This is a genomic window from Flintibacter muris, assembly GCF_943192995.1.
In the GTDB taxonomy this organism is placed as follows: Bacteria; Bacillota; Clostridia; order Oscillospirales; family Oscillospiraceae; genus Lawsonibacter; species Lawsonibacter muris.
The window spans coordinates 1-22,155 of the sequence record NZ_CALPCP010000048.1 but is presented as its reverse complement, the minus strand read 5'-3'; the positions used below and the strand labels follow the sequence as shown (position 1 = coordinate 22,155).

Sequence of the window (22,155 nt, the reverse complement as noted above, 5' to 3'; positions counted from 1 at the left end):
AATCTTTAGAAACCTTGTTCTCACACCATCTTTGCGCCTATTCTTAACATAATAACTTTGATCAAATAAACACTGTTATGTGGAGCTCCACATAATTCTATCGCCATCCCATGTGTAGAGTACATCATGCGGGGCCTTGCTATGGCGATAGGCACTTAATGAGGATAGCACCAGCATCCTGTCTCATGATCGTTGACCACACCCACCGCCTGCAAAAAGGAATAGATAATGACCGTGCCCACGAATTTCATTCCCCGGCGCTTTAAATCCTTTGAGATGCGGTCGGACAGTTCCGTACTGGCTCGAACTACATCATCTGTATTCAGGATGACCTGGCCCTGAGTGAAGCCCCAGAGGTAGCGGTCAAAGGAGCCGAACTCCTTCTGTACCTCCAGAAACACTTTTGCGTTTTGGACCGACGCCTCAATCTTTCTCCGGTTGCGAACGATACCGGGATTGGACATTAAGGTCTCCAGCTTTTCCGGGCTGTACTCCGCCACAAGGACGGGGTCAAAGTTGTCGAAAGCCTGACGGAACGCCTCACGCTTTTTCAGGATGGTAATCCAGGACAGACCGGCCTGGAAGCCCTCCAGAATCAGCATCTCAAACAGTTTCCGGTCATCATGTTCCGGTCTGCCCCACTCCTGATCGTGGTAGGCAAGGTATAGATCGAAAGTCGGGTCGGCCCAACGGCAGCGGTTCAGTTCCATTATAATCCCCCGTTTTTTTCTTATTATATCCTATCGGAGACTATGGCGCAAGCCAAATAATCCTTGTTGCTTGTGCTTCGTTTTCCATCAAAATTGTCGTTGGGTTTGCTGAATAGCTTTTCAAGGGCTTTGCCGCTATACTTGGCTTTAGCAAATGGCGAAAGGAGAATCACCTATGGCAGAGAACATCAAGAACCTCTGTGCCCCTATCCCCACTGAACTCCATACGCAGCTCCGCCAGCGGCAGGAGGAATCCGGCCAGACCCTGAGCCAGTACATGACGTGGCTCATCACAAAATTCTATGAATCGGAGGGAAAATCAACAATGAAAGAAAACCAGAGAACTATCGCCTTCCAGGTATCCACCGAGCTGTTCAAGCAGTTAAAGGACTATCTCCAGCGGAAGGGCATCAAGCAGAACGCCTTCTTCCTGGCCTGCATCCAGCAGGCGCTGGAGGAGGAACAGGTGGAGAACGGCGCCGAGAGCGAATAAGCACAGAACACATCTTCCAGCGGTTTCCATTAAACCACAGAGAGCAGGTATCTCACAACTGTGTCATACCTGCTCCTTTTTATTTTGGTAAGGGAGGTGTTTACCATCTATATCTACCCCGATAATCTGAGAGCAAAACCCAAGCTGTGGCTGTGGGAGCTGCGGGACGTGGCAGTCATAGGGATCGGCTTTCTTCTCTCTGTCCTGGCGCTGGCAAATGGGGCGGGAATGCTCCTGATGATCCTGACGGTACTGTTCGCTTTCCTCTCCATCCGCATGGAGGGGGCCAGCATCCTGGACTTCCTGCGCTGCGCCGTCTGCTTCCTGTTCCTGCATCAACAATATTACGAGTGGAAGGAGCGAAAATCTTGAACCGAAAACAGAAAAAAGAGCTGCGGCGGCATCTGTCTACCCGGCAGCTTATGGGAATCGACCAGCTCACCGAACACGGCCTGAAAACGGCCAGAGGTGAGCTGGTTTTTTATCTGGTCAGCCCGGACAATCTCTCTGTGCTGTCTGCTGAGGGGGTCCGGGGCCGTGTCCGAGCCCTGACGGAACTGCTGCGGGGTATGGAGTCGGTGGAGCTGCTGGCCCTGGACTCCCGTGAATCGTTCCAGAGCAACAAGCACCACTATCAGGCCCGGCTGGAGGACGAGGAACTCCCCGCTCTGCGGGAACTGCTGAGGCAGGACACAGACCACCTGGACGATATCCAGTCCACCACCGCCTCAGCACGGGAGTTTGCTTTCGTCTATCGCAGGGAGGAAAAGCCCGCCGAGGACGCTGGTCATCTGAAACAGATTGAGAAGCGCATCCGGGACTGCGGCTTCCACGTCCGCATGGCGGAGGAGCAGGACATGATGCGCCTGCTGGCGGTGTACTACCAGCAGGATGTGACTACAGATCAGTTCGACCGCTTTGACGGAGAGAGGAGCGCCAATGGCTAAAAAGCAGAAAAAGAAAACAGGAAGGGCGGTAAAGGCTGTCACATCCCCACCTACCAAGGACTTCCTGGATATGATCGCCCCTGCCGCCGTGAAGTTCAACACGGACAGCTATATCCTGGGCGGCGCGTATCACTGCACCATGGCCCTGCGGGGTTACCCCACCAGTACGGAGGAACTGGCCCTGCTCCGGCATCTGGGCGAGAAAAGCGGCGTGACTCTGCGGATCTATACCCGCCAGGTCACGCCGGCCGAGGAAAAAGCCATCCTTCATAATGCCACCAACAAGAGCCGGATGGAACAGAGCAATTCCAACGATATGAAGCAGAGCATCACGGCGGAGGCCAACCTCCAGGACGTGGCCACCCTCATCACCACCATGCACCGCAACCGGGAGCCGCTGGTACACTGCGCTGTGTTCATCGACCTGTCCGCCAGAGATGCGGACAGTCTCCGCACCCTCCGGGACGATGTGACCGCCGAATTGACCCGTTCCAAGCTGAGCGCAGACCGTATCCTACTGCGCCAGCGGGAGGGCTTCCTCGCATCCAACCCCGCCGGAAGCAACGTCTTCGGCTCACTCTATGAACGAGTGCTGCCCGCCTCCAGTGTGGCGAATCTGTTTCCCTTCAACTACTCCGGCAAGAACGATCCCAATGGCTTCTATGTGGGCCGGGACCGCTACGGTTCCAATATCATTGTGGACCTGGACCGCCGCGCCGAGGACAAGACCACCGCCAGCGTCCTCATCCTGGGCAACTCCGGCCAGGGCAAGAGTTATCTGCTGAAACTCCTCCTCTGCAACATTCTGGAGAGCGGAAAGTCCGCACTCTGCCTCGATCCGGAGCATGAGCTCATCGACCTGTGCGCCAACCTGGGCGGCTGCTTCGCTGACCTCATGAGCGGACAGTACATCATCAATCCTTTGGAACCCAAGCTGTGGGATACCGAAGGGGAAGATGACCCGGAAGCGCCTGCCGCCTTTCGGCAGCGCACCCGCCTGAGTCAGCACATCTCCTTCCTCAAGGACTTCTTCCGCGCCTATAAGGATTTCTCTGACCGGCACATCGACACCATCGAACTGATGCTGGAGCGGATGTATAAGAAGTGGGGGCTCAACAACCACACAGATTTCCAGTCCATGGGGCCCGATGATTTCCCCATCCTCTCCGACCTCTACGATGTGATCGAGGATGCCTACCATCACTATGACAGAGAGGAAAATCCGCTGTATCCCAGGGAACTGCTTCAGGAAGTCCTGCTGGGCCTTCACTCCATGTGCCGGGGCGCCGAAAGCAAGTTCTTCAACGGCCACACCAACATCACCAGCTCCCGCTTTTTGGTCTTCGGCGTAAAGGGTCTCCTCCAGGCCAGCCGGAATGTCAAGGACGCCATGCTGTTCAATGTCCTCTCCTACCTCAGCGACAAGCTGCTGACGGAGGGCAATACGGTGGCCACGCTGGACGAGCTGTACATCTGGCTCTCCAACGTGACCACCATTGAGTATATCCGCAACACGCTCAAGCGGGTGCGCAAGAAAGAATCCGCCCTCATTCTGGCCTCGCAGAACCTCGAGGACTTTGACGTAGACGGGATTCGAGAACTGACCCGGCCCCTTTTCGCCATCCCCACCCATCAGTTCCTCTTCAATGCCGGCAGCGTGGATAAACGATTCTACATGGACAACCTTCAGTTGGAGGAGTCCGAGTTTGAGCTGATCCGCTACCCCCAGCGGGGCGTCTGCCTCTACAAGTGCGGCAATGAGCGGTATCTCCTGGAGGTACATGCCCCGCCCCACAAGGCGGAGCTGTTCGGAAAGGCAGGGGGACGGTGAATCACTGGATATCCAGAATATCCTTGATCACGATGCGCTCTCCCCCCAGTAGTATCAGCACACCTGCAAAATCATCAATTTTCTTTAGCTGGCCTGTGGTGGTGACGTATGCGCCCCCGGTTTTCTTTTGGTCCGGACGAAACCAGGTCACAGTGATCTGCGGCTTGGAGGAAATCCTGTCTGCCAGGCTTTGCAGCTTCCTATCCAGAATGGACTTCTCATCCTCCGTCAGTTCTACACGATCCTCTGTCAATCGGGATGTCTCCTGAACGGCGTCCTCATAGCCAGTCAATGCGCGAAAAGACTGAAACTGGGCGGCACGTTCCAGCATAGACATGCGGTGCCGCATGGTGGAAACGTGGTGCGGCAGGTTGATGATGTCGTCATATTTCCCCATTAGGCATGATGTCCTCCAATTGTGTTGTTGCGATTCTTGGCCGTTGCGCCTTCCTCCAGATTTATGCCTTTGAGAATGGCGTTTTTTCCGAACTTCTTCTTGATATCCAGCATAGCCTGCTGCATCTTCCTCTCTTTTTCCAACTCTGCTGACACCTGACGGTCCCGATCCTGTTTGGCGGTGTAGTCGGTAAAGAGGTCCAGCTGTTCAAAGGCTTTTTTATCCGGGGCAGACGCTTCATCCGCCACGCGGGCAGCGGTGAGGTAGAACCGGCGCACCAGGAGATCACGGTTCATAACCTGGTCAAACAGCTCCAGAGCGGCGGCGACAATGCGGCGGGTGGAAGCGGTGTACTCCTCCAGATTGGCGGTACCATGGGCATGTTTCGGAACTGCTCGGCCATAGCGGTCTGTGGTGACCTCTCCCTGATAGGCTTTTCTGCGCTTTGGATCACTCAGATTATCCCGGTCATACCCCACCGTGAGTACCAGCTGGTCGGTGACCAGACCCTTGTCCACCAGGTCCAGCGCCAACTGGTCCGCCATTTCCTTCACCACCAGCCGGGACTCATCATAATTGTAGGGGCGCGGGAGGACCTGACCGGAGCCGGTGCTTTTTGACTCTGGCTGATATGCTTTGACGTCCGCAATAGTACACGGCTCCCAGCCCCAGGCATGGTCGATCAATAATTCGGCGTTCACACCAAACAACTTATAAAGCAGTTCTTCATTCTCCAAAGAACATCTGGCAATGTCCCCCATAGTGTACAGGCCGCACCACTCCAGCTTTCTGGCATATCCAGGACCCACCCGCCAGAAGTCGGTGAGGGGGCGGTGTTCCCACAGCAGACGGCGGTAAGACATCTCTGTCAGCTTGGCAATGCGGACACCGTTGGCGTCGGGCCGGATATGCTTGGCCATAATATCCATGGCCACCTTGCAGAGATATAAATTGGGCCCGATGCCCGCTGTGGCCGTGATGCCGGTGGTTTCCAGCACATCCAACAGTATTTTCCGAGCCAGCTCACGGGCATTGAGCTTATAGGTGTCCAGGTAGTTGGTCACGTCCATGAACACCTCATCAATTGAGTATGAGATAATGTCTTCTGGGGCGACGTATTTCAGATAAACGCCGTAGACCCTTGTGCTCCAGTCAATATAATGGGCCATCCGGGGCGGGGCAACGATATAGTCCAGCTCTAGGCCAGGGTCCGTTTTCAGAGCGGTATCATCGGAGGAGGAGCCGGTAAACTGCCGTCCCGGTGCGGAACGCAGCCGCCGGGTGTTGACCTCCTTAACCTTCTGCACCACCTCGAACAGCCGTGCCCGGCCGGAGATGCCCCACGCCTTCAGGCTGGGAGTAACCGCCAGACAGATCGTTTTCTCTGTCCGGCTCAGATCCGCTACCACAAGGTTGGTGGTCAGAGGGTCAAGGCCGCGCTCGATACACTCGACCGAGGCGTAAAAACTTTTCAGATCCGCCGCGATGTACGTTTTCTCTTTCACAGCTTTCCCCCCCTTTCCTATCCCAATTCTATCATACCCCGCCCCGACTGGACAAGTCGGGGTTTTAATATTTTACAGGAGGAAAATGACAATCTATGGAATATCAACTTGAATTATCGTTTCAGCGTCCGGAACAGCCCACACTTCGAGGACAACCTGACGATGAAGCTATACGAATGATCCGGGAGTTTGAACCATTGGCTCTGAGGAATGATCCCAGGGGATACTGCGTCTACACCAGCGAGGGGAAGGACAGCCGCGTGCTTGGCCACCTGATGCGTAGGGCGGGTGTACGGCACTTTTATATCCATAATATCACCGGTATCGACCCGCCTGAGCTGGTATATTTCCAGCGCCGGATCTTTCAAGAATATCGGGATATGGGCCTGACCACTTACGATATTATGTACGACAAATCTATGTGGCAGCTCATGATTGAAAAGAAGTTTCCACCTCTGCGTCAAATGCGCTGGTGCTGTGCTCACCTAAAAGAATACCGCACTGCAGAGTATGGCAGCGCCATTTTGTCTTTAGGTGTACGGAAATATGAGAGTGTCCGCCGTGCCAAAAGCCGGGATGAACTGGAAATCGCTGCCCATGGGAGGAATAACAACGGGATCATCATGAGATGCGAAAACCATGAAAGCCGGAGGATTTTTGAGAATTGCTACACCAAGTCCGAGAAGCGGCTCAACCCTTTGGCCTACTGGCCAGACAACTATATTTGGGACTATTCCCATGAGGCAGGGCTGGAACAGTGTTGTTTATATCAGGAAGGTTTTCAGCGATTGGGCTGCATTGGGTGCCCTTTGGCAAAAGAAGCAGCACGGCGCCTGGAGTTTGAACGCTGGCCCAAACTTCAGGCACAGTGGATACGAATTTTTGACAAGGTGATCCGGCTTCGGGAGCAGGAGGGCAGAGTCAATGAGTATGCCAGCGGCCAGGAGTGGTTTGAATGGTGGCTGGGGGATCGGGCACAGGAAATCCCAATTGATACAGACCAAATGATGTTAGAAGATTATTAGGAGAACAGAGAATATGAATGTAATTGAACTGGAGCGTTGGAAGCCCTCAGAGACGGACCCCCGCAAGCTGGAGTACGTTGGCCAGCCCATCGCACTACACTGCCTCTCCTGAGCGTCCCCGCCCGATATTCGGGCTGCGGCAGGCCAGGATATCAGGGATGTAACTACGGGAGCCATCGAGTTCGGAGCCTTACAGGTAGCTTTTCAGCTATGTGTAAGGCTCCTTTTTGTTGTCCTTTTCGTCGGCTGAAAGGCGGAAAGGATTTTTATGTCTCTGTTCTATTGGCAGCCCTATATAGCGAAATACCCGTGACCTCCAATCTCATTTTTTCAAAAAATTTGAGATTGGAGATTATGAACATGAAAAAATGGCAGGAAACAAGAAATTACAGGCGTATCAAGGATCAGAATGGCATTATTATCAACATTATCACAGTGGACGGCGTGGATGTAGAAGTCAATGACGAGGTATTTCTGGCCTATTCCCAAGCAGACCGGAGAGAGCGGTACATCACAGAAGAAGCGGAGGCTGGCAAGCTCTTGTCTTTGGAGCAGCTGCTGGAGAGAGGGGTCCCGTTTGAGATGCTTGGTATTGAGCTGGAGGAGAGCGCAGAGGTGTCTGTGCTGGAGCAAGCTGACAGGGACCTTGCCGTAGAGCAGACAAAGCGGCTTATGACCGCTCTTTCTGGATTGGAACGAGATGAACAGGAACTCATCCAGGCTCTGTTCTTTGACGGCGTACTTGTCCGGGCGTATTCCAGGCAACTGGGAGTCCGGCTGAATGCTGTCCAGTACCGCCGGGATAAGCTGCTAAAAAAACTTCGTGAAAAAATTTTTTCGTAAATTTGTTGGTCACTCTCTTTTTATTCGGGATGGGAAGTGAGGGGATATAAGATTCTTCTCGCTGCTCTTTGAAAAATGCCGCAGAGATGCGGTCATATCCGGCGACTGAATAACATCAATGGACGAGCCCGAAAAAGGGAAAAGCGATGCGACGGATGCGCCAAGACCACCTGTAGCGGCAAGGAATTGCAGTAAATTTTCTATCGCTATAAAAGACGGCCAAATAAGGTGCCCAGCGGTATCCATCCAGTCCAAAGCAGCCCTGGTAAGCTGCTTCGCGATGACCTCGTTCACCTATAATGGTACCCCTGCCCAGCCACAGCCCTGCTATGCAGGACCACGCAATGGGGGCAGCTCGGAGAGATCCTCGGAGGGGTGAGACGCCCGGAGTGTGCGCCAGCACAGTTCAGTTTGCCGCCCATGGCTCGGGAAGTAGTGTCGAATAGAGCCAGCAAATAATCAATAACAGAAACAGCGGGGCCGTTCTCGAAAAGGAATATCATATCTTCTACCTGCAAGGATGGCCCCGCTTCTTATCAAAATTTACTGTATGAGCGGATCATGTAAATCAATTGAATACTCAGGGCAGAGAAAAGTGCGGTTGGTTACCGCATTTTTCTTTGTCCTGATCAAAGACAGGCGCATTCACGCCAGAAAGGAGAGAATTCAATGAACGTCAGAAAATCAGTAGACTATGGTGCCATGTTTGCTGCGCTGGACACCCTGATGGCGGCAAATTTGCCGCAGATGGAGCGGTACTATAAGATTGGCCGGTTGGTCAGCAGCAGACCGGAAAAGGGCGCGGCTGTCATGGCGGCAGAATACCTGCAAGGCGGGTATCCTGATGTCTCCGGGTTCTCTCCCAGAAACCTGCGGCGGATGCGGGCATTTTACCGTACCTATAAAGCCGTTCCCGAGGTGCTCTCTCAGGCCATGTCCATCGGCTGGACACAGAATGTGGTCATCCTGGAGACGGAGCTTTCTCTCCAGGAGCGTGCCTGGTACATCCGGGCGGCCAATCAGTTCGGCTGGTCAAAGCTGGAGCTTCAGCGGCAGATTATGTCATGCGCCCACCTGGAAATGGCGCTCGACTTTCCTCCCGAAGTGTGCTACACTGAAGAAAATAACACTGAAACGGAGCAGAAAAGCAATGACGAGGATACTTTTTATTTGTCACGGCAACATATGCCGCAGCCCAATGGCCGAATTCGTGATGAAGGACCTGGTGAGGAAAGCTGGGCTGGAGAGCCAATTCCACATCGAATCTGCCGCCACCAGCACCGAGGAGATCGGCAATCCGGTCTATCCCCCGGCCCGCCGCAAGCTGGCCGAGCATGGCATCGACTGCGCCGACAAAACGGCCCGCCAGTTGAGGAACGAGGACTACGACCGCTTCGACCTCCTGATTGGGATGGACAGAGCCAATCTTCGAAACATGCATCGCATCTGCGGTGGCGATTTCGACGGCAAACTGCATCTGCTGATGGAGTATGCGGGCCGCCCGGATGCCGAGGTCGCAGACCCCTGGTATACGGGGGACTTCGAGACCACCTGGCAGGATGTGCTGGCTGGATGTCAGGGAGTGTTGGATATATTGAAAAATCATAGTGGAATTGTCGACGAAAGTATGATATACTAAGGTCAGGAAAACTTTTTATAGGGAGCTTGTGTATGGGCCTTTTACCAATGGGGGCAGATATCCTGCCGCCGTCTGACGACCGGGTATTTAAGCTGATCCTGACCCCTCTGGATGCGAAGCCGGTGCTGATTGATCTGGTTTCCTCTATCATCAAGCGCCCTGTGCTCGATGTTGAGGTGCGTAATAATGACATCCCACCCAGCGATACAGAGGAGAAAGCGGAGCGGCTCGATGTAAACTGCCGTATTGACGACGGTTCCCAGATTGATTTGGAGATGCAGGCCAGTCGAATCCAGGAGGACTCCGACGGCAGATATCAAAACCTGAAGGGCAAGAGCATATACTATCTATGCGACCTCCACTCCTCACAGCCGTCCAGAGGAGTGCGTCGGTATGATCGGCTGTCCCGGACCTATCAGGTGACATTCTGCTCCTACACAGTATTCCCCAACCGGAGCGATTACGTTAATTCCTTCTCACTGCGGCACGATGAGGACAATGAGCTGTTGTCCGACGCGATTCAAGTTGTATATGTAGAGTTGAGCAAGCTCCAGGAGATCATGAAGAAGTCTGTAGATGACATGACAGACCTGGAAAAATGGGCTGTGTTTTTCCAGTACGCCAGCGAGCCGAACCATCGAGAGACAGTAAATAAGGTCATAGCGTCGAAGGAGGTGCTGCAAATGGCCGGGAATCGATTGATGAGCATCAGTCAGGACGAGCGGGAACGGGCAGTGTTCCGCAGCCGCAGGATGTTCCAGACAGATATGCAGTCTGATCTGGCCACCGCTGAGGACAGAGGGGAACGCCGAGGTCGGGCAGAAGGCCGGGCGGAAGGTCGGGCAGAAGGCCGGGCAGAAGGCCGGGCAGAAGGTGTTTTATCCGCAATTCAAAGTCTGATGGATAGTATGGGATTGTCTGTTGATCAGGCGATGAATGCCTTAAAAATTGCGGAAACAGATCGCCCGAAGTACCGCAGTATGCTGAGTGGTCAGTAAGTTACCAGAGCAGAAAAATCAGACACAAACACGCCGGTTGCCTGTCAGGCAGCCGGCGCTTATTTTTAAATCGGAGGTGCTAACATGTCAGGTCCATTAAAGAGCGGCGGCGCTCAGATGACTATTACGGTACAGGGTCACGAGGTAACCCTGTACTTTTCCAGTGAGCCTAACAGCCAAGTGGTATCCCAGGTCAAGCAGGCTCTTCTTGGGACATATCTGTCGAGAGAACAGTAATTTTCTTCTTTTTGTTGAGTATTTCAGTAGCTATATTGGCCGTGGTGTGGGATACTGTGGTCAGCAAAAAGCTGTGTACCTCGACAATAGCATTTCAAGTAGGAGTTGACTTTAGGTCACGGAAAAGAAATATCAGTTTTTTATATCCTCAACATATGAGGACCTTAAGAGCCTGTTTAAAATCTTTTGACAAAAGGAGGCGGGAGGCCGATAATAGAGAAAAACAAGCGGGAGTTGGGGGAAATGCGTCAATATCCAAGTGAAATCAGCCGGGAAGAATATAACCTGATACGCGAGGATTTGGAAGGAGCAAAGAAAACAACCCGGCCCCGAAAATATGATTTATACGATGTGTTTGTGCGGTGTTATATGTAATCCAGGGTGGAATACAATGGCGAATGCTGCCCAACGATTATCCCAAATGGCAGAGCGTGTACTACTATTTCCGGGTATGGTCCGAAAAAGATAAAACAGGGGTCAGCGTTCTGGACAAAGTGTTGCAAAAATTGGTGAAACAGATACGGAACGAAGACTTAAGGCGGGATAAGACTGCTTTTGGAATTGTTGACGCGCAGAGCGTACAGAATGCGGACACAGCGGAAGAAAAAGGTTATGACGCAGGGAAAAAGTATCCGGAATCAAGCGCCACGTTGTCGTAGATACAATGGGGCTGCCTCATGCCATAGCCGTAACAACCGCTGATGTTACAGACCGGGATGGAGCCATTCAGATGATCCTTCTGAACCTGGACAGCCTTTCCTGCGTAAAGAAATTCCTGGTAGATGGAGGATACTCCGGCGAACGTTTTGCCAATCAGGTCAAGGAGATTTGCGGCGCGCAAGTCGAAGTTGTAAAGCGCAACGAATTACACAAGTTTGTTGTGTTGCCGCGCCGCTGGGTGGTAGAGCGTCTTTTCGGCTGGCTCGACAAATTCCGCAGACTTTGGAAAAATTGTGAGCGCAAACTCTTTATTTCTGCTCAGATTCTCATTTTTGCCCTCATTGCCATCCTCATTAGAAGATTTTAAACAGGCTCTTACGTAAAACGTTCAAATTGAGCGGAGACAGGTCTTTCCTGGCTCTGGAAGAATCCTCGCCAAAAACAACATCCAGCGACCAATGAAGCTGGTTCTCAATAGACCAATGCTTACGCATCGCATAGGCGAAACGGTCTATTTCCGTTACAGAAGAAATAAAAAAGCGTGTTTCAGAGCTGGTTTCCCCGTTTCGAGGAGAACCATATCCCAGTTCTGGCATCTTGCGTGCCAGTGCTTCACGATCCGCTGAGAGGCCAGGTAGAGCATCTTGCGCAGAGAATCATCGTTGGTAAAGCTGGGCTTGTTTTTTGTGATTTGACGGAATTGGCGATTGAGTCCCTCAATGATATTCGTCGTGTATATGATTTTCCGGACCTCAGGCGGATATTCATAAAACGTACTCAAGACTTCCCAGTTTTCCTCCCAGCTTTTTACACAGGAGGGGTACTGCCTGCGCCATTTTTCTCCAAACTGGAGCAGATTTTCTTCCGCCTCATCCAGGGTAACGGCGGTGTAAATTTTCTTTAGATCAGCCACCACCTGCTTGATATCCTTCCAGTTGACAAAGCGGGTGGAGGAACGAATCTGATGGACGATGCAGCGCTGTAACCGGCTCTGGGGATACACAGCCTGAATAGCCTGCATCATGCCGCACAGACCGTCCGTGCAGAACAGATATACGTCCAAAACTCCCCTGCTTTTGAGGTCATTCAACACGGACAGCCAAAATTTGCTGCTCTCGTGCTCCCCAATCCACACGCCCAGGATATCCTTCCGGCCGTCCATGGTGATACCCAATACGACATACGCCGCCTTCGTCACATAACGGTGATCCTCCTTCACCTTGTAGTGGATGGCATCCATGAAAATGAATGGATACACCGCCTCCAGAGGACGATTCTGCCATGCAGTAACTTCCGGCATAATTTTCTCTGTAATCTTTGTCACCAACTCTGGAGAAATCTCTACGTCGTACAGTTCCTTGATCTGTTCGGCGATATCCCGCTGACTCATCCCACAGGCGTAGAGAGCCAGAATCTTTTCTTCCATCCCGTCCGCATTCCGGCTGTACTTGCTGATGATCTTTGGCTCAAAACTGCCGTTCCGATCCCGGGGAACCTTGATGTCCACCTCGCCAAGCTGTGTTTTCACTGTCTTCCGAGAGTACCCGTTGCGGTAATTGGGCGCTGTGTCTGAACGCTCCGCTCGCTGGCAGCGCTCCCGCCCCAGTTCCTCGTCCATTTCCACTTCCATGGCCGTCTGGACCACATCCCGGAACATTTCTTTCATGGCGATCATGATCTCCGCTGTGCTGGTGAACTTCTGGCTTTTCACGTACTCTTTTAGCAATTCCTGCGGTGCTGCTTTCATTTCCTTCGACTCCTATCTTGTTTTGGATGTTATTTCCATTCTTGACTGAGTCGAAGTTTTTTATTCTGTCACACGCTGTCGTTTACACAGAATTTTATGGGGTCTCGTAGAAAAGCTAAAGTGCAGCTTTCCCACATTCTGCAAACAGACTTTCCCACAACTCCATAAGACAGCAAGTTATGCACATTACGCACAGTGCCGACTACTACGGAATCCCCCTATCTTTCATATCTTTTTATAAATTCTTAAATTTCCTTTCCTTTCTTTCTTGATAACTATCTGTATGGCCTGCCTCCTGACCATGACCTCCTGCTCGGCGGCAGAAGTCCCCGCCGCTGGCAGCCGGACAAATCCAGGCAGTGCGAAACTCACCTCTGAATCCCAGCCCATGACAGCTTTTGCGGATGTTCCCGCTGATGCGTGGTATGCTGAAGCGGTTGCCTACTGTCAACAAAACGGAATCATGAGTGGAACCACCGATACCACCTTTGCACCCGAGGCAACCCTGACCCGCGCCATGCTGGTCACCATCCTATGGCGGCAGGCGGAGAAACCAGTGGTCAACTACCTCATGCAGTTTTCCGATGTTCCAGAGGGTCAGTGGCACAGCGAAGCCGTCCGATGGGCGGCCAGTGAAAAACTGATGGCTGGCTACGGCGATGGCCGCTTTGGCATCAATGACCCAATCACCCAGGAGCAGTTGAATTTGATTTTCCAGCGGTATACCGGCCAGCCAGTCACCGGAGACATCCCTGGCTTTGACGGCAGCTCTAAGCCTGTCACCCGTGCCCAGGCCGCGATGGCGGTGATGAACTTCGCCCAGCTTTCCACAGAGAAAAAGGAGATAGGTATGTTCAACTTTGAAGCCAAAACCGTAATGCTCAACAGCGGCTATGTGATGCCGCTCAATGGCCTGGGGACATACAGTCTCCACGGGGAAATCTGCATCAACTCCGTCAAGTCCGCACTGGCCAGCGGGGTTCGGTTAATCGACACTGCCTCTGCCTACGGCAATGAGGAGGAAGTGGGACAGGCCATCCGGGAAGCCATGGAGGAATTTGGTATCCAGCGTGAGGAAATCTTTGTTACCACTAAAATCTATCCAGGCAGCGAGATGGCGAACCCGGAGCGGTCTATCCAGGCGTGTCTGGACCGTCTGGACATCGGCTATGTGGATCTGATGCTTCTCCACCATCCTGATCGGAACGATGTAAAGGCGTATCAGGCCATGGAAAAATTCGTGGAGGAAGGGAAAATCCGCTCCATCGGCCTCTCCAACTGGTATGTCAAAGAGCTGGAGGAATTTTTGCCCCAGGTGACCATTACCCCGGCGCTGGTGCAGAATGAGATTCACCCCTACTATCAGGAGAACGATGTGATTCCCTATATCCAGGACCTGGGTATCGTGGTCCAGGGCTGGTATCCCTTGGGAGGCCGGGGGCATACGGCGGAGCTGCTGGGGGACGAAGTGATCTCCGGTATCGCCAAGGCCCACGGTGTATCCTCCGCCCAGGTGATTTTACGATGGAATCTGCAAAAGGGTGTGGTAGTCATCCCAGGCTCCAGCAATCCCGACCATATCGAAGAAAATACGGAGATTTACGACTTCGCACTGACCAATGCGGAAATGGATCAGATCAACGCCCTTGACAGAGGCGAAAAGCACGATTGGTACTAAAGGCATCCATTTCAATCGGTGGAAGAACGGAGGACATTATGAAAAGAACATGGATTGCAGGACTTCTGCTGTTCGCCCTGGTGCTGTCCGGGTTAGACACTGGGTATGCAATCGCAGCAGAATCGCAAGGTACGGATTCCAACATCCTGATCGTCTACTTCTCCAGAGTTGGGAACACTGATTTTCTGGATGATATAGACGCGGTAACGTCCGCAAGTCTTTTGAAGGATGGGGACAAACTGTATGGAAACACGCAGTATGTTGCAGCCATGATTCAGCAGCGTACAGGTGGCGATCTGTTTCTGATTGAAACAGAAGAAAAATATCCATCTGTGTATGAGCAAATCGACGAGCAGGGCGGAGAGGAACACAGAAACAGGGTTCGGCCCAAGCTGGCAAGCCACGTTGACAGCATGGATGATTACAGCGTCATATTCTTGGGCTATCCCATCTGGTACTATGATTTGCCAATGGCTGTGTATTCCTTCTTGGAGGAATATGATTTGTCCGGCAAGGCGATTATCCCCTTTGTAACCAGTGGAGCGAGCGGCTTCACGGGAACGTTGGACACAATTCAAGAGCTTCAGCCTAACGCCGATGTGAGACCAGGCGGTTTTGATGTAAAGCATTCCAAAGTTGCAGAGGTCAAACAGGAGGATGTCGACAAATGACGCTCAGACTTTCAACGGACTGTTTCAATTCTGCCTGCTCCGCTTCATAGGCTGCGGACAGTTTGGTAAACCGTTCATCCGTCAGTTTGCCTGTCACATTGTCCTCAGAGAGCATTTGTCAAGGGTAAGATTTATGGCAGCATTCAAAATTACTGATATTGGCCCATGCAGATGCAAGGGCAAAGCCCCGCTATACGATTAGCCAGACTGATATAACTCCTCAATGGAAAACGCCTCATTCATCTGTGTATAAATCAGAAATTGAGACAGGAACAGGATATACCACACACCGAGGACAGGCAGCAAGAGCAAGGTCCAAGGAGCAAACAACACGAATAAGGTCCAGTACCCCAGTTGCAAGAGGCCAACGCCCAGTACGCGCCAAAAATATTTGATGCAGAACAGCAAACAGTTTTGCAGCCGGACGGACGCATTCTGCTGGAACAGCACCAGCTGGGGCCAGTAGAGGGTGTTGACGGTCACTACCGCCAGCAGTGCGAACAGGTACAAGGCCACCGTCCCAGGGGAGGGGGCGCGTTCCGCCCACCAGAACAGCATGGCCATGAACGTGTACACCCCCAGCACAAGCCCCAACAGCGCGCCGGGAACCAGACTGCTTTTCCAGTTCTGTTTCCAGGCGCGTTTGCAGCTCTCCCACCAGGGCAGGGGATCGTCCCGCAGGCCGCGCAGAATGGCGTCGTACATTCCGGCCAGGAACGGTCCGGCGATCATGCCGCCCAGGATGGAGCAGGGCAGCAGCACCAAAACGCTGGCGGACGCCACCGCGCAGAAAATCCCCGCCCCCAGCGGGACAAAACCTGCCAGGGTCAGCAGATTGGTTTTCCACCACCGGCCGAAGCGGGCGGACAGAAGCTGACGGTAGCGGTAAAAACCGGTCTGACGCTGGGTTTCGTCGAAGTGCGGGTCCTCCGGGAAAAACAGTCCCATGTTTACTCCCTCCTGTCAGGCCGCATAGTGGCAGCCGTTCAAAAAATCAGTCAAAATTGTGCGTTCATCTTCGGTAAAACTGTCCAGGCAGTTCAGCTCCACGCTGACGGCGTAGTCCTGAAAGGTGCCAAAAGCGGAGACACCCCGAGTGTAGGGGTTGGAATCGGACTTGCAGGTGTAGACGGAGACAACGTAGTCCTGTCCGTTACAGGTCTGCTGGCCGGAATCGGTGACATCGTAGGTCTCTGACTGACGGGCGGTCCAGTCCTCCACCGCCTGACGGGCGGCGTCTCCGTCCGGACGGCCATAGACCAGCACATCCAGCCGGGCAGGGTAGAGGACCACCTCGTCTCCGTCCTCGTTCACATAGGGGGTGCCCTCGCCGATGGTCCAGGAGGCCAAATACAAATCGGCCACCGACAGAGCGTCCTTGTTGTCCCGCAGGACCAAATCGTGCCCTGGTTCCTCCACCCCCAGGACGCCGCCCAGAGTGGTCCAGTGTTCGTCTCAGTCCGAACCGTCTGCGGCGGTTGCAGGAGCGGACTTCCCGCAGCCTGACAGCAGCAGGCACAGGACGGCCAGTCCGCAAATCAGCCGTTTCATGAACGTTCCTCCTTTCTCAGCGCGTCCCACAGCTGGACGCAGTGTTCCAGGTTCGCGGGGGTGCGGCCCTCCCAAAAATCCCGCCGGGCCAGGAACAGGCCGCTTTCCAGCGGGACCCAGTCCTCTTGCAGAACCTCGTACCCGGCTTGAAAGGCCTCCGGGTCCTCCAGCAGGAAGAAATAGCTCTCGCAGGAATCCAGGTCGGCCATCAGCTTGACGTTGGAGGCGTAGGCGTACAGAGCATCATCCGTGTTCTGCGGGGTGACGTACTGGTTGATCTTGATTATGACTTTACCGTCCCCATTGCAGTCGGTTCCCAGAGCGGACAGACGCTCCTCCCAAGCGGCGGTTTCCGCGTCCGGGAGTGGGACCCCGCCCACATAGGCAATCTGATAGTCCGGACGGACCTGGGTGGCGGCGTGCCAGACCAGATTGCCCGCCATCAGCACGGCCGCCGCGCCAAGGACCACATACCACTTGTGATAGTGCCACCAGTTCCGGCGGCGCTGTTTTTTTGTCTGCTCCACCGGAGCGTCGGGCTGGATGTCCCGGTATTTCCATTTTAGGTATTCGCTGGCCATGGGGGAAGTCTCCTCTCTGATTGTGGGCGGCCACAGGCCGCCCCTACGGTTCCTGGGTGGTCCCGCCTGCGGCGTAGGCGACGGGCAGACAGACCAGACTGGGCAGATTGCTCCGGTCCTCCCGAAGGAGGAGGTCCACGCTGGTCTCCGCAAGCCGGGAAACCGGCTGGACGATGGTGGAACAGTAAAAGCCGTCCTGGGCGAAGCGGCGAATGCCGTCAAAGCCGATGATCTGCACGTCCTCCGGCACCCGCAGGCCCAGCTCCAGCAGCATGGCCCGGATTTGAATCGCCAGGGCATCGTTGACGCAGAAAATGCCGTCGAAGGCCAGACGCCCCCCCTCCATGTGGCTGGACAGGAAATCCCGGAAGGGGGCGTAGCCCTCCTCGTCGCTGAGGCGCAGGGAGACGCAGCCCATCTGCTTTTGACGGAACACTGATTCAAAGCCGTCCCCCCGCTTGTCCGACTCGCCGGGGACCTTGGAACCGATGCGCAGGAACAGCGGACGCTCACAGCCCAATTCCAGCAGCTTTTCCGCTGCCAGTTGGCCCCCGCCGAAGTTGTCGGAGGACACACAGGGGACGCCGAGACTGAAATAACGGTCGATGCTTACATAGGGCAGCCGGGGGTCTACGTCCAGGTCGGGGGTGTAGGTCAGGCCGATGATGCCGTCCACCTTGCTCTGCTGGACCATCTGGATGCACCGCTGCTCCGCCGACCGGTTGTAGGCGGTGGTGGACAAAATGGTCCGGTAGCCCCGCTGGGCCAGCGCGGAGCAGACCCCTTGGGCCAGCAACGCGAAAAAGGGATCTGTGACGTTCGGCAGGATCAGCGCCACGGAGCAGGTCCGGTTGGTTTTCAGCCCCCGGGCATAGCTGTTCACCTGATAGCCCAGCCGCTTGGCGGCTTCTTCCACCCTCCGGCGGTAGTCCTCGCCCACGGGGATGCTGTTGAAGACCTTGGATACCGTCCCCAAGGCTACGCCGGCCTCCCGGGCCACGTCCTTCATGGTAGGGGCGTTTTCTTTTTGTTTCATGGAGTTCACCTCGCAAGCCGTGAAATGTTTCACCGATAATTTCATTATATTTGTGAAACGTTATTTTGCAAGTGTTTTCTCGGAATTCAAAACAAATCGTCCATCTACGCAAAATTTAGCACGCCTTTTTGTGGAAAATTGAAGAATTGTTTCGGAGGCAAAAAAAATGCCTTGACAGCAAGTAAATGGCTGTACTATCATAAATACACAGTATATGTAACGTTTCATATCGCCAGCGAGTAAAAGGAAACAAAATAGGGAGTGAGCGATCAATGGCAAAACGAAATCCCTCAGCGGCGGCGGTTCCCGCCGCCGCGCTTGCCCGGCCGGGCAAGACGCTCGGTCAGCGCATCACGGACAACTGACAGCTGTATTTGCTGCTGCTGGTCCCGGTGGTACTGACCTTTGTTTATAAGTACATCCCCATGTATGGCATCCAGATTGCCTTCCGGGACTTCAAAGCCAGCCGTGGCTACCTGGGCAGCGAATGGGTGGGCTGGTACTGGTTCGAGCGCTTCTTCAGCGCCCCCACCTTCGCCCGGATGATCCGGAACACGGTGCTCATCAGCCTGTACAGCCTGCTGTGGAGCTTTCCGGTTCCCATTATTCTGTCCCTGATGATTAACCAGCTCCGCAGCGCCAAGTATAAGCGGGTGGTGCAGACCGTCCTCTACGCGCCCCACTTTATCTCCGTGATGGTCATCTGCGGTATGATAAAAATTTTCCTCAGCCCCTCAGGCGGACTGCTCAACCTGATTTTGGGTACTCAGGTGGACTCTTTGACCCAGTCCTCCGCCTTCCGCACCATCTATGTGGCCTCCGGCATCTGGCAGGACGCCGGTTGGGGCTGCATCATCTACCTGGCCACTCTGGCCAACGTGGACCCAGGCCTGTACGAGGCGGCCAAGGTGGACGGCGCCTCCGTCTTCCAGCGCATCCGGAACATCGACCTGCCCGCCCTTCTGCCCATGGCCATCCTCAACCTGATTATGGCCGCCGGCGGACTGATGAACGTAGGCTTTGAAAAGGTCTGGCTGCTCCAGACCGACCTGAACAAGGCCACCAGCGACGTCATTGCCGTCTACGTCTACGAGCAAGGCATTCAAAATGCCAAGTACAGCTACTCAACCGCCGTTGGGCTGTTCAACACGGTGGTCAACATAGCGCTTCTGCTGATTGTAAATAAGATTGCGTCCAAGGTTTCGGACGTGGAATTTGTGTAAAGGAGGGGAACGAACATGAGAAAAGCATCTGGTATGTCCGACCGGACCAGTCAAATGATCCTGACTGCCATCTGCGCCGTTGTGCTGCTGATTGTGGCCTACCCTCTGTACTATGTGGTGGTAGCCTCCTTCTCCGACCCCTACCAGGTCTACGCCGGGAAAACCTTCCTGTTCCCCAGCGGCTTCACCCTGGACGGTTATAAGGCGGTGTTCCTCAATGACGGCATCGTCTCCGGTTTTCTGAACTCGGTGAAATATACCGTGGTGGGTACTATTTTCTCGGTGGTCATGCTGTACATCACCGCCTACCCCCTGGCCCAGAAGGACCTGCCCGGACGGAAGGCTCTGAGCATCTTCTTCCTATTCACCATGTACTTCGCCGGCGGGCTGGTCCCCACTTACCTGGTGGTCAAGCAGACCGGGCTGGTGGGCAGTATGTGGTCCCTGTTCCTGCCCGGAGGCGTGGGGGTGGGCAATATGATTATCGTCCGCAACTACTTCCAAAACTCCATCCCCCACGACCTGGTGGAGGCGGCTGAAATCGACGGCTGCTCCAAGCTGCGCACCTTTTTCAGTGTGGTGATTCCTATGTCCATGCCCATTCTGGCGGTCATGGTGGTGTTCTCCATGGTGGCCTACTGGAACGACTGGTTTACCGCCCTGATCTACCTGGGCGGCAAGGGTTCCCCACTGCCTCTGGTGATGCGGAACATCCTGATTAAAAGCTCCGCCACAGCCAGTCAGGCGGCCACCATCTCCGGCGGCTACGCCGAGCTGAACAAGCTCACCGAACTGCTGAAATTCTGCTCCATGATTGTGGCGGCCCTGCCCATGCTGGTCATTTACCCCTTTGTCCAGAAGTATTTTGAAAAGGGCTTCATGGCTGGCGCGGTCAAGGGTTAAGAGAGGAGGAGAGTTCATGAAACAGAAGATTTTTTCCGCGGCCCTGGCCGCTGCGCTGCTGCTGGGTTCCCTGTCCGGCTGCGCCGGGGGACTGGTGAACAATGTCAATGACGGCACCGTCAACACCAACCTGGAGCAGACCCAGTTCAACATTATGGGCGGCATTTCCGCTCTGTCCAGCGGCTATGAGAACAACGAGGTCCTCGCCGCCCTCCAGGAGAGCGCAGGCATCCAGATTGCCTGGGAGACCATGAGCGATTCCCTGGCCGAGCAAGTGAATATCCGCATCACCGGGGGCCAGCTGCCCGACGCCTTCATGGGGGTGGGCTTCTCCAACTACGACCTGGCCCGGTACGGGGACGACGGCACCTTCCTGGACCTGACCCCCTACCTGACCCCGGACATCATGCCCAACCTGTGCGCCATTTTGGAGGAGCACCCGGAGATCCGGGCGGCGATCACCCAGGAGGACGGCAAAATCTACGGCCTGCCCTCCGGGGAGCAGATGACCACCGGGCATCGGCGCGGATATGGACGACGCCTTTTCCATCTTCTCCGTCCCCCAGTACAGCATGATTAACAAGGCGTGGCTGGACGACCTGGGGCTGGAGGTGCCCACCTCTCTGGATGAGCTCCACGACGCGCTGAAGGCCTTCAAGGAAAACGATATGTCCGCCAAGTACTACGGTAACGCCCCCGGCACAACCCTGCCCATGACCACCGGCTTTGACGAGTGGTGCTGGGGTCAGAATATCTTCTACTCCGGCTTCGGCTTTACCAACTGGCCCAATGATGTCATCAACGACCTCCATCTCAAGAGTGACGGCACGGTGGAATTTGTCTGCGCCTCCGACGCCTACCGGGACTGCCTGACCTACTTTCACGACTGGTACGCCGAAGGGCTGATGGATGTGGAGATGTTCTCCCAGAGCGACAGCCAGCTGATTGCCAAGTGCCAGCAGGGCTATGTCGAGGTATCCACCTGGTGGTATATCGAGGAGCTGATGGGGGAATACGCCAAGGATTACGTCTTCCTGCCGCCCCTCACCGGTCCCAAGGGCACCCAGTATGAGAACACCTGCGGCGTCACCATCCGCCCCGGCTCGCCCATTACCTCCGGCCAACTGAATCTTACCAACAAGTGCCAAAGCCCCATCAACCTGCTGAAATTCTTCGACCAGTGGTATGACGGCGAAATCGTGATGCAGCTGCAATACGGCCCCATCGGCGTGTTCTTCACCGGACAGGACGAGGCGGGGATGTGGCTGGCCCTCACCGAAGCGGAGGCCCAGGCCAAGTACAACAAGAGCGCCGGAGAGGTCCGCAACGCCTATGTATTTCCTCCTGTGTGGTGCTTCTATTCTACACCACACAGGAGGTTTACACAAACTTTGGGATGTTCTCCGCCGCTGCATTGCTGACCCGGAGCTGCGCCTGTTCCAATATACCGCCATTGACGAGTTCTCCAGACTCCGTTTTC

Annotated in this window: 25 protein-coding genes and 2 pseudogenes; 17 read left to right on the top strand and 10 right to left on the bottom strand. The window is 54.4% G+C overall.

Annotated features, from left to right (window positions below; all coding sequences use genetic code 11):
- Positions 1-155: 155 nt before the first annotated feature.
- On the bottom strand, positions 156-710 hold the full coding sequence (locus NFS22_RS20570; RefSeq protein ID WP_251319569.1) for a DNA-3-methyladenine glycosylase I: 555 nt from the start codon (positions 708-710) through the stop codon (positions 156-158).
- A gap of 175 nt (positions 711-885) precedes the next feature.
- Between NFS22_RS20570 and NFS22_RS20565 the strand changes: the two genes are divergently transcribed.
- From NFS22_RS20565 to NFS22_RS20550, 4 genes are all read left to right on the top strand, one after another.
- Positions 886-1,203 (top strand): hypothetical protein, encoded by a 318-nt coding sequence (locus tag NFS22_RS20565; RefSeq protein WP_251319568.1) that lies wholly within the window; start codon positions 886-888, stop codon positions 1,201-1,203.
- 105 nt (positions 1,204-1,308) lie between these two features.
- Positions 1,309-1,575: a hypothetical protein gene (locus NFS22_RS20560; RefSeq protein ID WP_251319570.1), complete on the top strand. Its 267-nt coding sequence runs from the start codon at positions 1,309-1,311 to the stop codon at positions 1,573-1,575.
- Positions 1,572-2,150, top strand: coding sequence for a hypothetical protein (locus tag NFS22_RS20555; RefSeq protein ID WP_251319567.1), 579 nt, complete (start codon positions 1,572-1,574; stop codon positions 2,148-2,150). The genes NFS22_RS20560 and NFS22_RS20555 overlap by 4 nt, the downstream gene beginning before the upstream one ends.
- Complete coding sequence (locus NFS22_RS20550; protein WP_251319566.1) at positions 2,143-3,981, top strand: VirB4 family type IV secretion system protein; 1,839 nt, start codon at positions 2,143-2,145, stop codon at positions 3,979-3,981. Before NFS22_RS20555 ends, NFS22_RS20550 begins: the two co-directional genes overlap by 8 nt.
- A gap of 1 nt (position 3,982) precedes the next feature.
- On the opposite strand, the gene NFS22_RS20545 is transcribed toward NFS22_RS20550, so the two are convergent.
- Both NFS22_RS20545 and NFS22_RS20540 read right to left on the bottom strand, forming a co-directional pair.
- Positions 3,983-4,378 carry a hypothetical protein gene (locus NFS22_RS20545; protein WP_251319565.1) on the bottom strand — a complete coding sequence of 132 codons (396 nt, stop codon included), beginning with the start codon at positions 4,376-4,378 and terminating at the stop codon, positions 3,983-3,985.
- Entirely contained in the window at positions 4,378-5,883 is a 1,506-nt protein-coding gene (locus NFS22_RS20540) for a Y-family DNA polymerase (protein ID WP_251319564.1), read from the bottom strand. Before NFS22_RS20540 ends, NFS22_RS20545 begins: the two co-directional genes overlap by 1 nt.
- 95 nt (positions 5,884-5,978) lie before the next feature.
- Here NFS22_RS20540 and NFS22_RS20535 point away from each other — a divergent pair, with 95 nt between their 5' ends.
- Positions 5,979-6,908 (top strand): phosphoadenosine phosphosulfate reductase domain-containing protein, encoded by a 930-nt coding sequence (locus tag NFS22_RS20535; protein ID WP_251319563.1) that lies wholly within the window; start codon positions 5,979-5,981, stop codon positions 6,906-6,908.
- Positions 6,909-7,268: 360 nt separating this feature from the next.
- On the top strand, positions 7,269-7,751 hold the full coding sequence (locus tag NFS22_RS20530) for a sigma-70 RNA polymerase sigma factor region 4 domain-containing protein (protein WP_251319562.1): 483 nt from the start codon (positions 7,269-7,271) through the stop codon (positions 7,749-7,751).
- A gap of 9 nt (positions 7,752-7,760) precedes the next feature.
- Here NFS22_RS20530 and NFS22_RS20525 read toward each other — a convergent pair whose 3' ends face one another.
- Positions 7,761-8,045: a hypothetical protein gene (locus NFS22_RS20525; protein WP_251319561.1), complete on the bottom strand. Its 285-nt coding sequence runs from the start codon at positions 8,043-8,045 to the stop codon at positions 7,761-7,763.
- Positions 8,046-8,420: 375 nt separating this feature from the next.
- On the opposite strand from NFS22_RS20525, the pseudogene NFS22_RS24165 reads away from it, so the two are divergent.
- The 5 genes and pseudogenes from NFS22_RS24165 to NFS22_RS20505 all read left to right on the top strand — a co-directional run.
- A pseudogene (locus NFS22_RS24165) lies at positions 8,421-8,810 on the top strand (DUF1016 N-terminal domain-containing protein); the annotation flags it as partial.
- 91 nt (positions 8,811-8,901) lie between these two features.
- Positions 8,902-9,390 (top strand): low molecular weight protein-tyrosine-phosphatase, encoded by a 489-nt coding sequence (locus NFS22_RS20520; protein WP_251319560.1) that lies wholly within the window; start codon positions 8,902-8,904, stop codon positions 9,388-9,390.
- A gap of 32 nt (positions 9,391-9,422) precedes the next feature.
- Positions 9,423-10,388 (top strand): Rpn family recombination-promoting nuclease/putative transposase, encoded by a 966-nt coding sequence (locus NFS22_RS20515; RefSeq protein WP_251319559.1) that lies wholly within the window; start codon positions 9,423-9,425, stop codon positions 10,386-10,388.
- 84 nt (positions 10,389-10,472) lie between these two features.
- Complete coding sequence (locus NFS22_RS20510; RefSeq protein ID WP_251319558.1) at positions 10,473-10,625, top strand: hypothetical protein; 153 nt, start codon at positions 10,473-10,475, stop codon at positions 10,623-10,625.
- A 243-nt stretch (positions 10,626-10,868) separates the two neighbouring features.
- Positions 10,869-11,652 (top strand): annotated as a pseudogene (locus NFS22_RS20505) (IS5 family transposase).
- Here the strand turns inward: NFS22_RS20505 and NFS22_RS20500 are convergent.
- Both NFS22_RS20500 and NFS22_RS20495 read right to left on the bottom strand, forming a co-directional pair.
- Positions 11,639-11,881 carry an ISAs1 family transposase gene (locus NFS22_RS20500; RefSeq protein ID WP_420908897.1) on the bottom strand — a complete coding sequence of 81 codons (243 nt, stop codon included), beginning with the start codon at positions 11,879-11,881 and terminating at the stop codon, positions 11,639-11,641. The pseudogene NFS22_RS20505 and the gene NFS22_RS20500 overlap by 14 nt on opposite strands.
- Entirely contained in the window at positions 11,806-13,032 is a 1,227-nt protein-coding gene (locus NFS22_RS20495; protein ID WP_251319557.1) for an IS256 family transposase, read from the bottom strand. The genes NFS22_RS20500 and NFS22_RS20495 overlap by 76 nt, the downstream gene beginning before the upstream one ends.
- A gap of 283 nt (positions 13,033-13,315) precedes the next feature.
- On the opposite strand from NFS22_RS20495, the gene NFS22_RS20490 reads away from it, so the two are divergent.
- Both NFS22_RS20490 and NFS22_RS20485 read left to right on the top strand, forming a co-directional pair.
- Entirely contained in the window at positions 13,316-14,710 is a 1,395-nt protein-coding gene (locus NFS22_RS20490; protein ID WP_251319556.1) for an aldo/keto reductase, read from the top strand.
- A gap of 38 nt (positions 14,711-14,748) precedes the next feature.
- Positions 14,749-15,381 carry a flavodoxin gene (locus NFS22_RS20485; protein WP_251319555.1) on the top strand — a complete coding sequence of 211 codons (633 nt, stop codon included), beginning with the start codon at positions 14,749-14,751 and terminating at the stop codon, positions 15,379-15,381.
- 198 nt (positions 15,382-15,579) lie between these two features.
- On the opposite strand, the gene NFS22_RS20480 is transcribed toward NFS22_RS20485, so the two are convergent.
- From NFS22_RS20480 to NFS22_RS20465, 4 genes are all read right to left on the bottom strand, one after another.
- Positions 15,580-16,329: a YesL family protein gene (locus NFS22_RS20480; RefSeq protein ID WP_251319554.1), complete on the bottom strand. Its 750-nt coding sequence runs from the start codon at positions 16,327-16,329 to the stop codon at positions 15,580-15,582.
- A 15-nt stretch (positions 16,330-16,344) separates the two neighbouring features.
- A complete protein-coding gene (locus tag NFS22_RS20475; protein ID WP_251319553.1) occupies positions 16,345-16,800 on the bottom strand; it encodes a hypothetical protein in 456 nt (151 codons plus the stop codon).
- A gap of 128 nt (positions 16,801-16,928) precedes the next feature.
- Positions 16,929-17,513, bottom strand: coding sequence for a hypothetical protein (locus NFS22_RS20470; RefSeq protein WP_251319552.1), 585 nt, complete (start codon positions 17,511-17,513; stop codon positions 16,929-16,931).
- A 43-nt stretch (positions 17,514-17,556) separates the two neighbouring features.
- Positions 17,557-18,549, bottom strand: a complete 993-nt coding sequence (locus NFS22_RS20465; protein ID WP_251319551.1) for a LacI family DNA-binding transcriptional regulator — start codon at positions 18,547-18,549, stop codon at positions 17,557-17,559.
- A gap of 374 nt (positions 18,550-18,923) precedes the next feature.
- Between NFS22_RS20465 and NFS22_RS20460 the strand changes: the two genes are divergently transcribed.
- Genes NFS22_RS20460 through NFS22_RS20445 form a run of 4 tightly spaced genes read left to right on the top strand, consistent with a single transcriptional unit; the run spans position 18,924 to position 22,096 of the window.
- Positions 18,924-19,772, top strand: a complete 849-nt coding sequence (locus NFS22_RS20460) for an ABC transporter permease (RefSeq protein WP_251319550.1) — start codon at positions 18,924-18,926, stop codon at positions 19,770-19,772.
- 15 nt (positions 19,773-19,787) lie between these two features.
- Positions 19,788-20,675: a carbohydrate ABC transporter permease gene (locus NFS22_RS20455; RefSeq protein WP_251319549.1), complete on the top strand. Its 888-nt coding sequence runs from the start codon at positions 19,788-19,790 to the stop codon at positions 20,673-20,675.
- A 16-nt stretch (positions 20,676-20,691) separates the two neighbouring features.
- Positions 20,692-21,255, top strand: coding sequence for a type 2 periplasmic-binding domain-containing protein (locus NFS22_RS20450; RefSeq protein ID WP_251319548.1), 564 nt, complete (start codon positions 20,692-20,694; stop codon positions 21,253-21,255).
- Positions 21,206-22,096 (top strand): type 2 periplasmic-binding domain-containing protein, encoded by an 891-nt coding sequence (locus NFS22_RS20445; RefSeq protein WP_251319547.1) that lies wholly within the window; start codon positions 21,206-21,208, stop codon positions 22,094-22,096. Before NFS22_RS20450 ends, NFS22_RS20445 begins: the two co-directional genes overlap by 50 nt.
- Positions 22,097-22,155 lie beyond the last annotated feature (59 nt).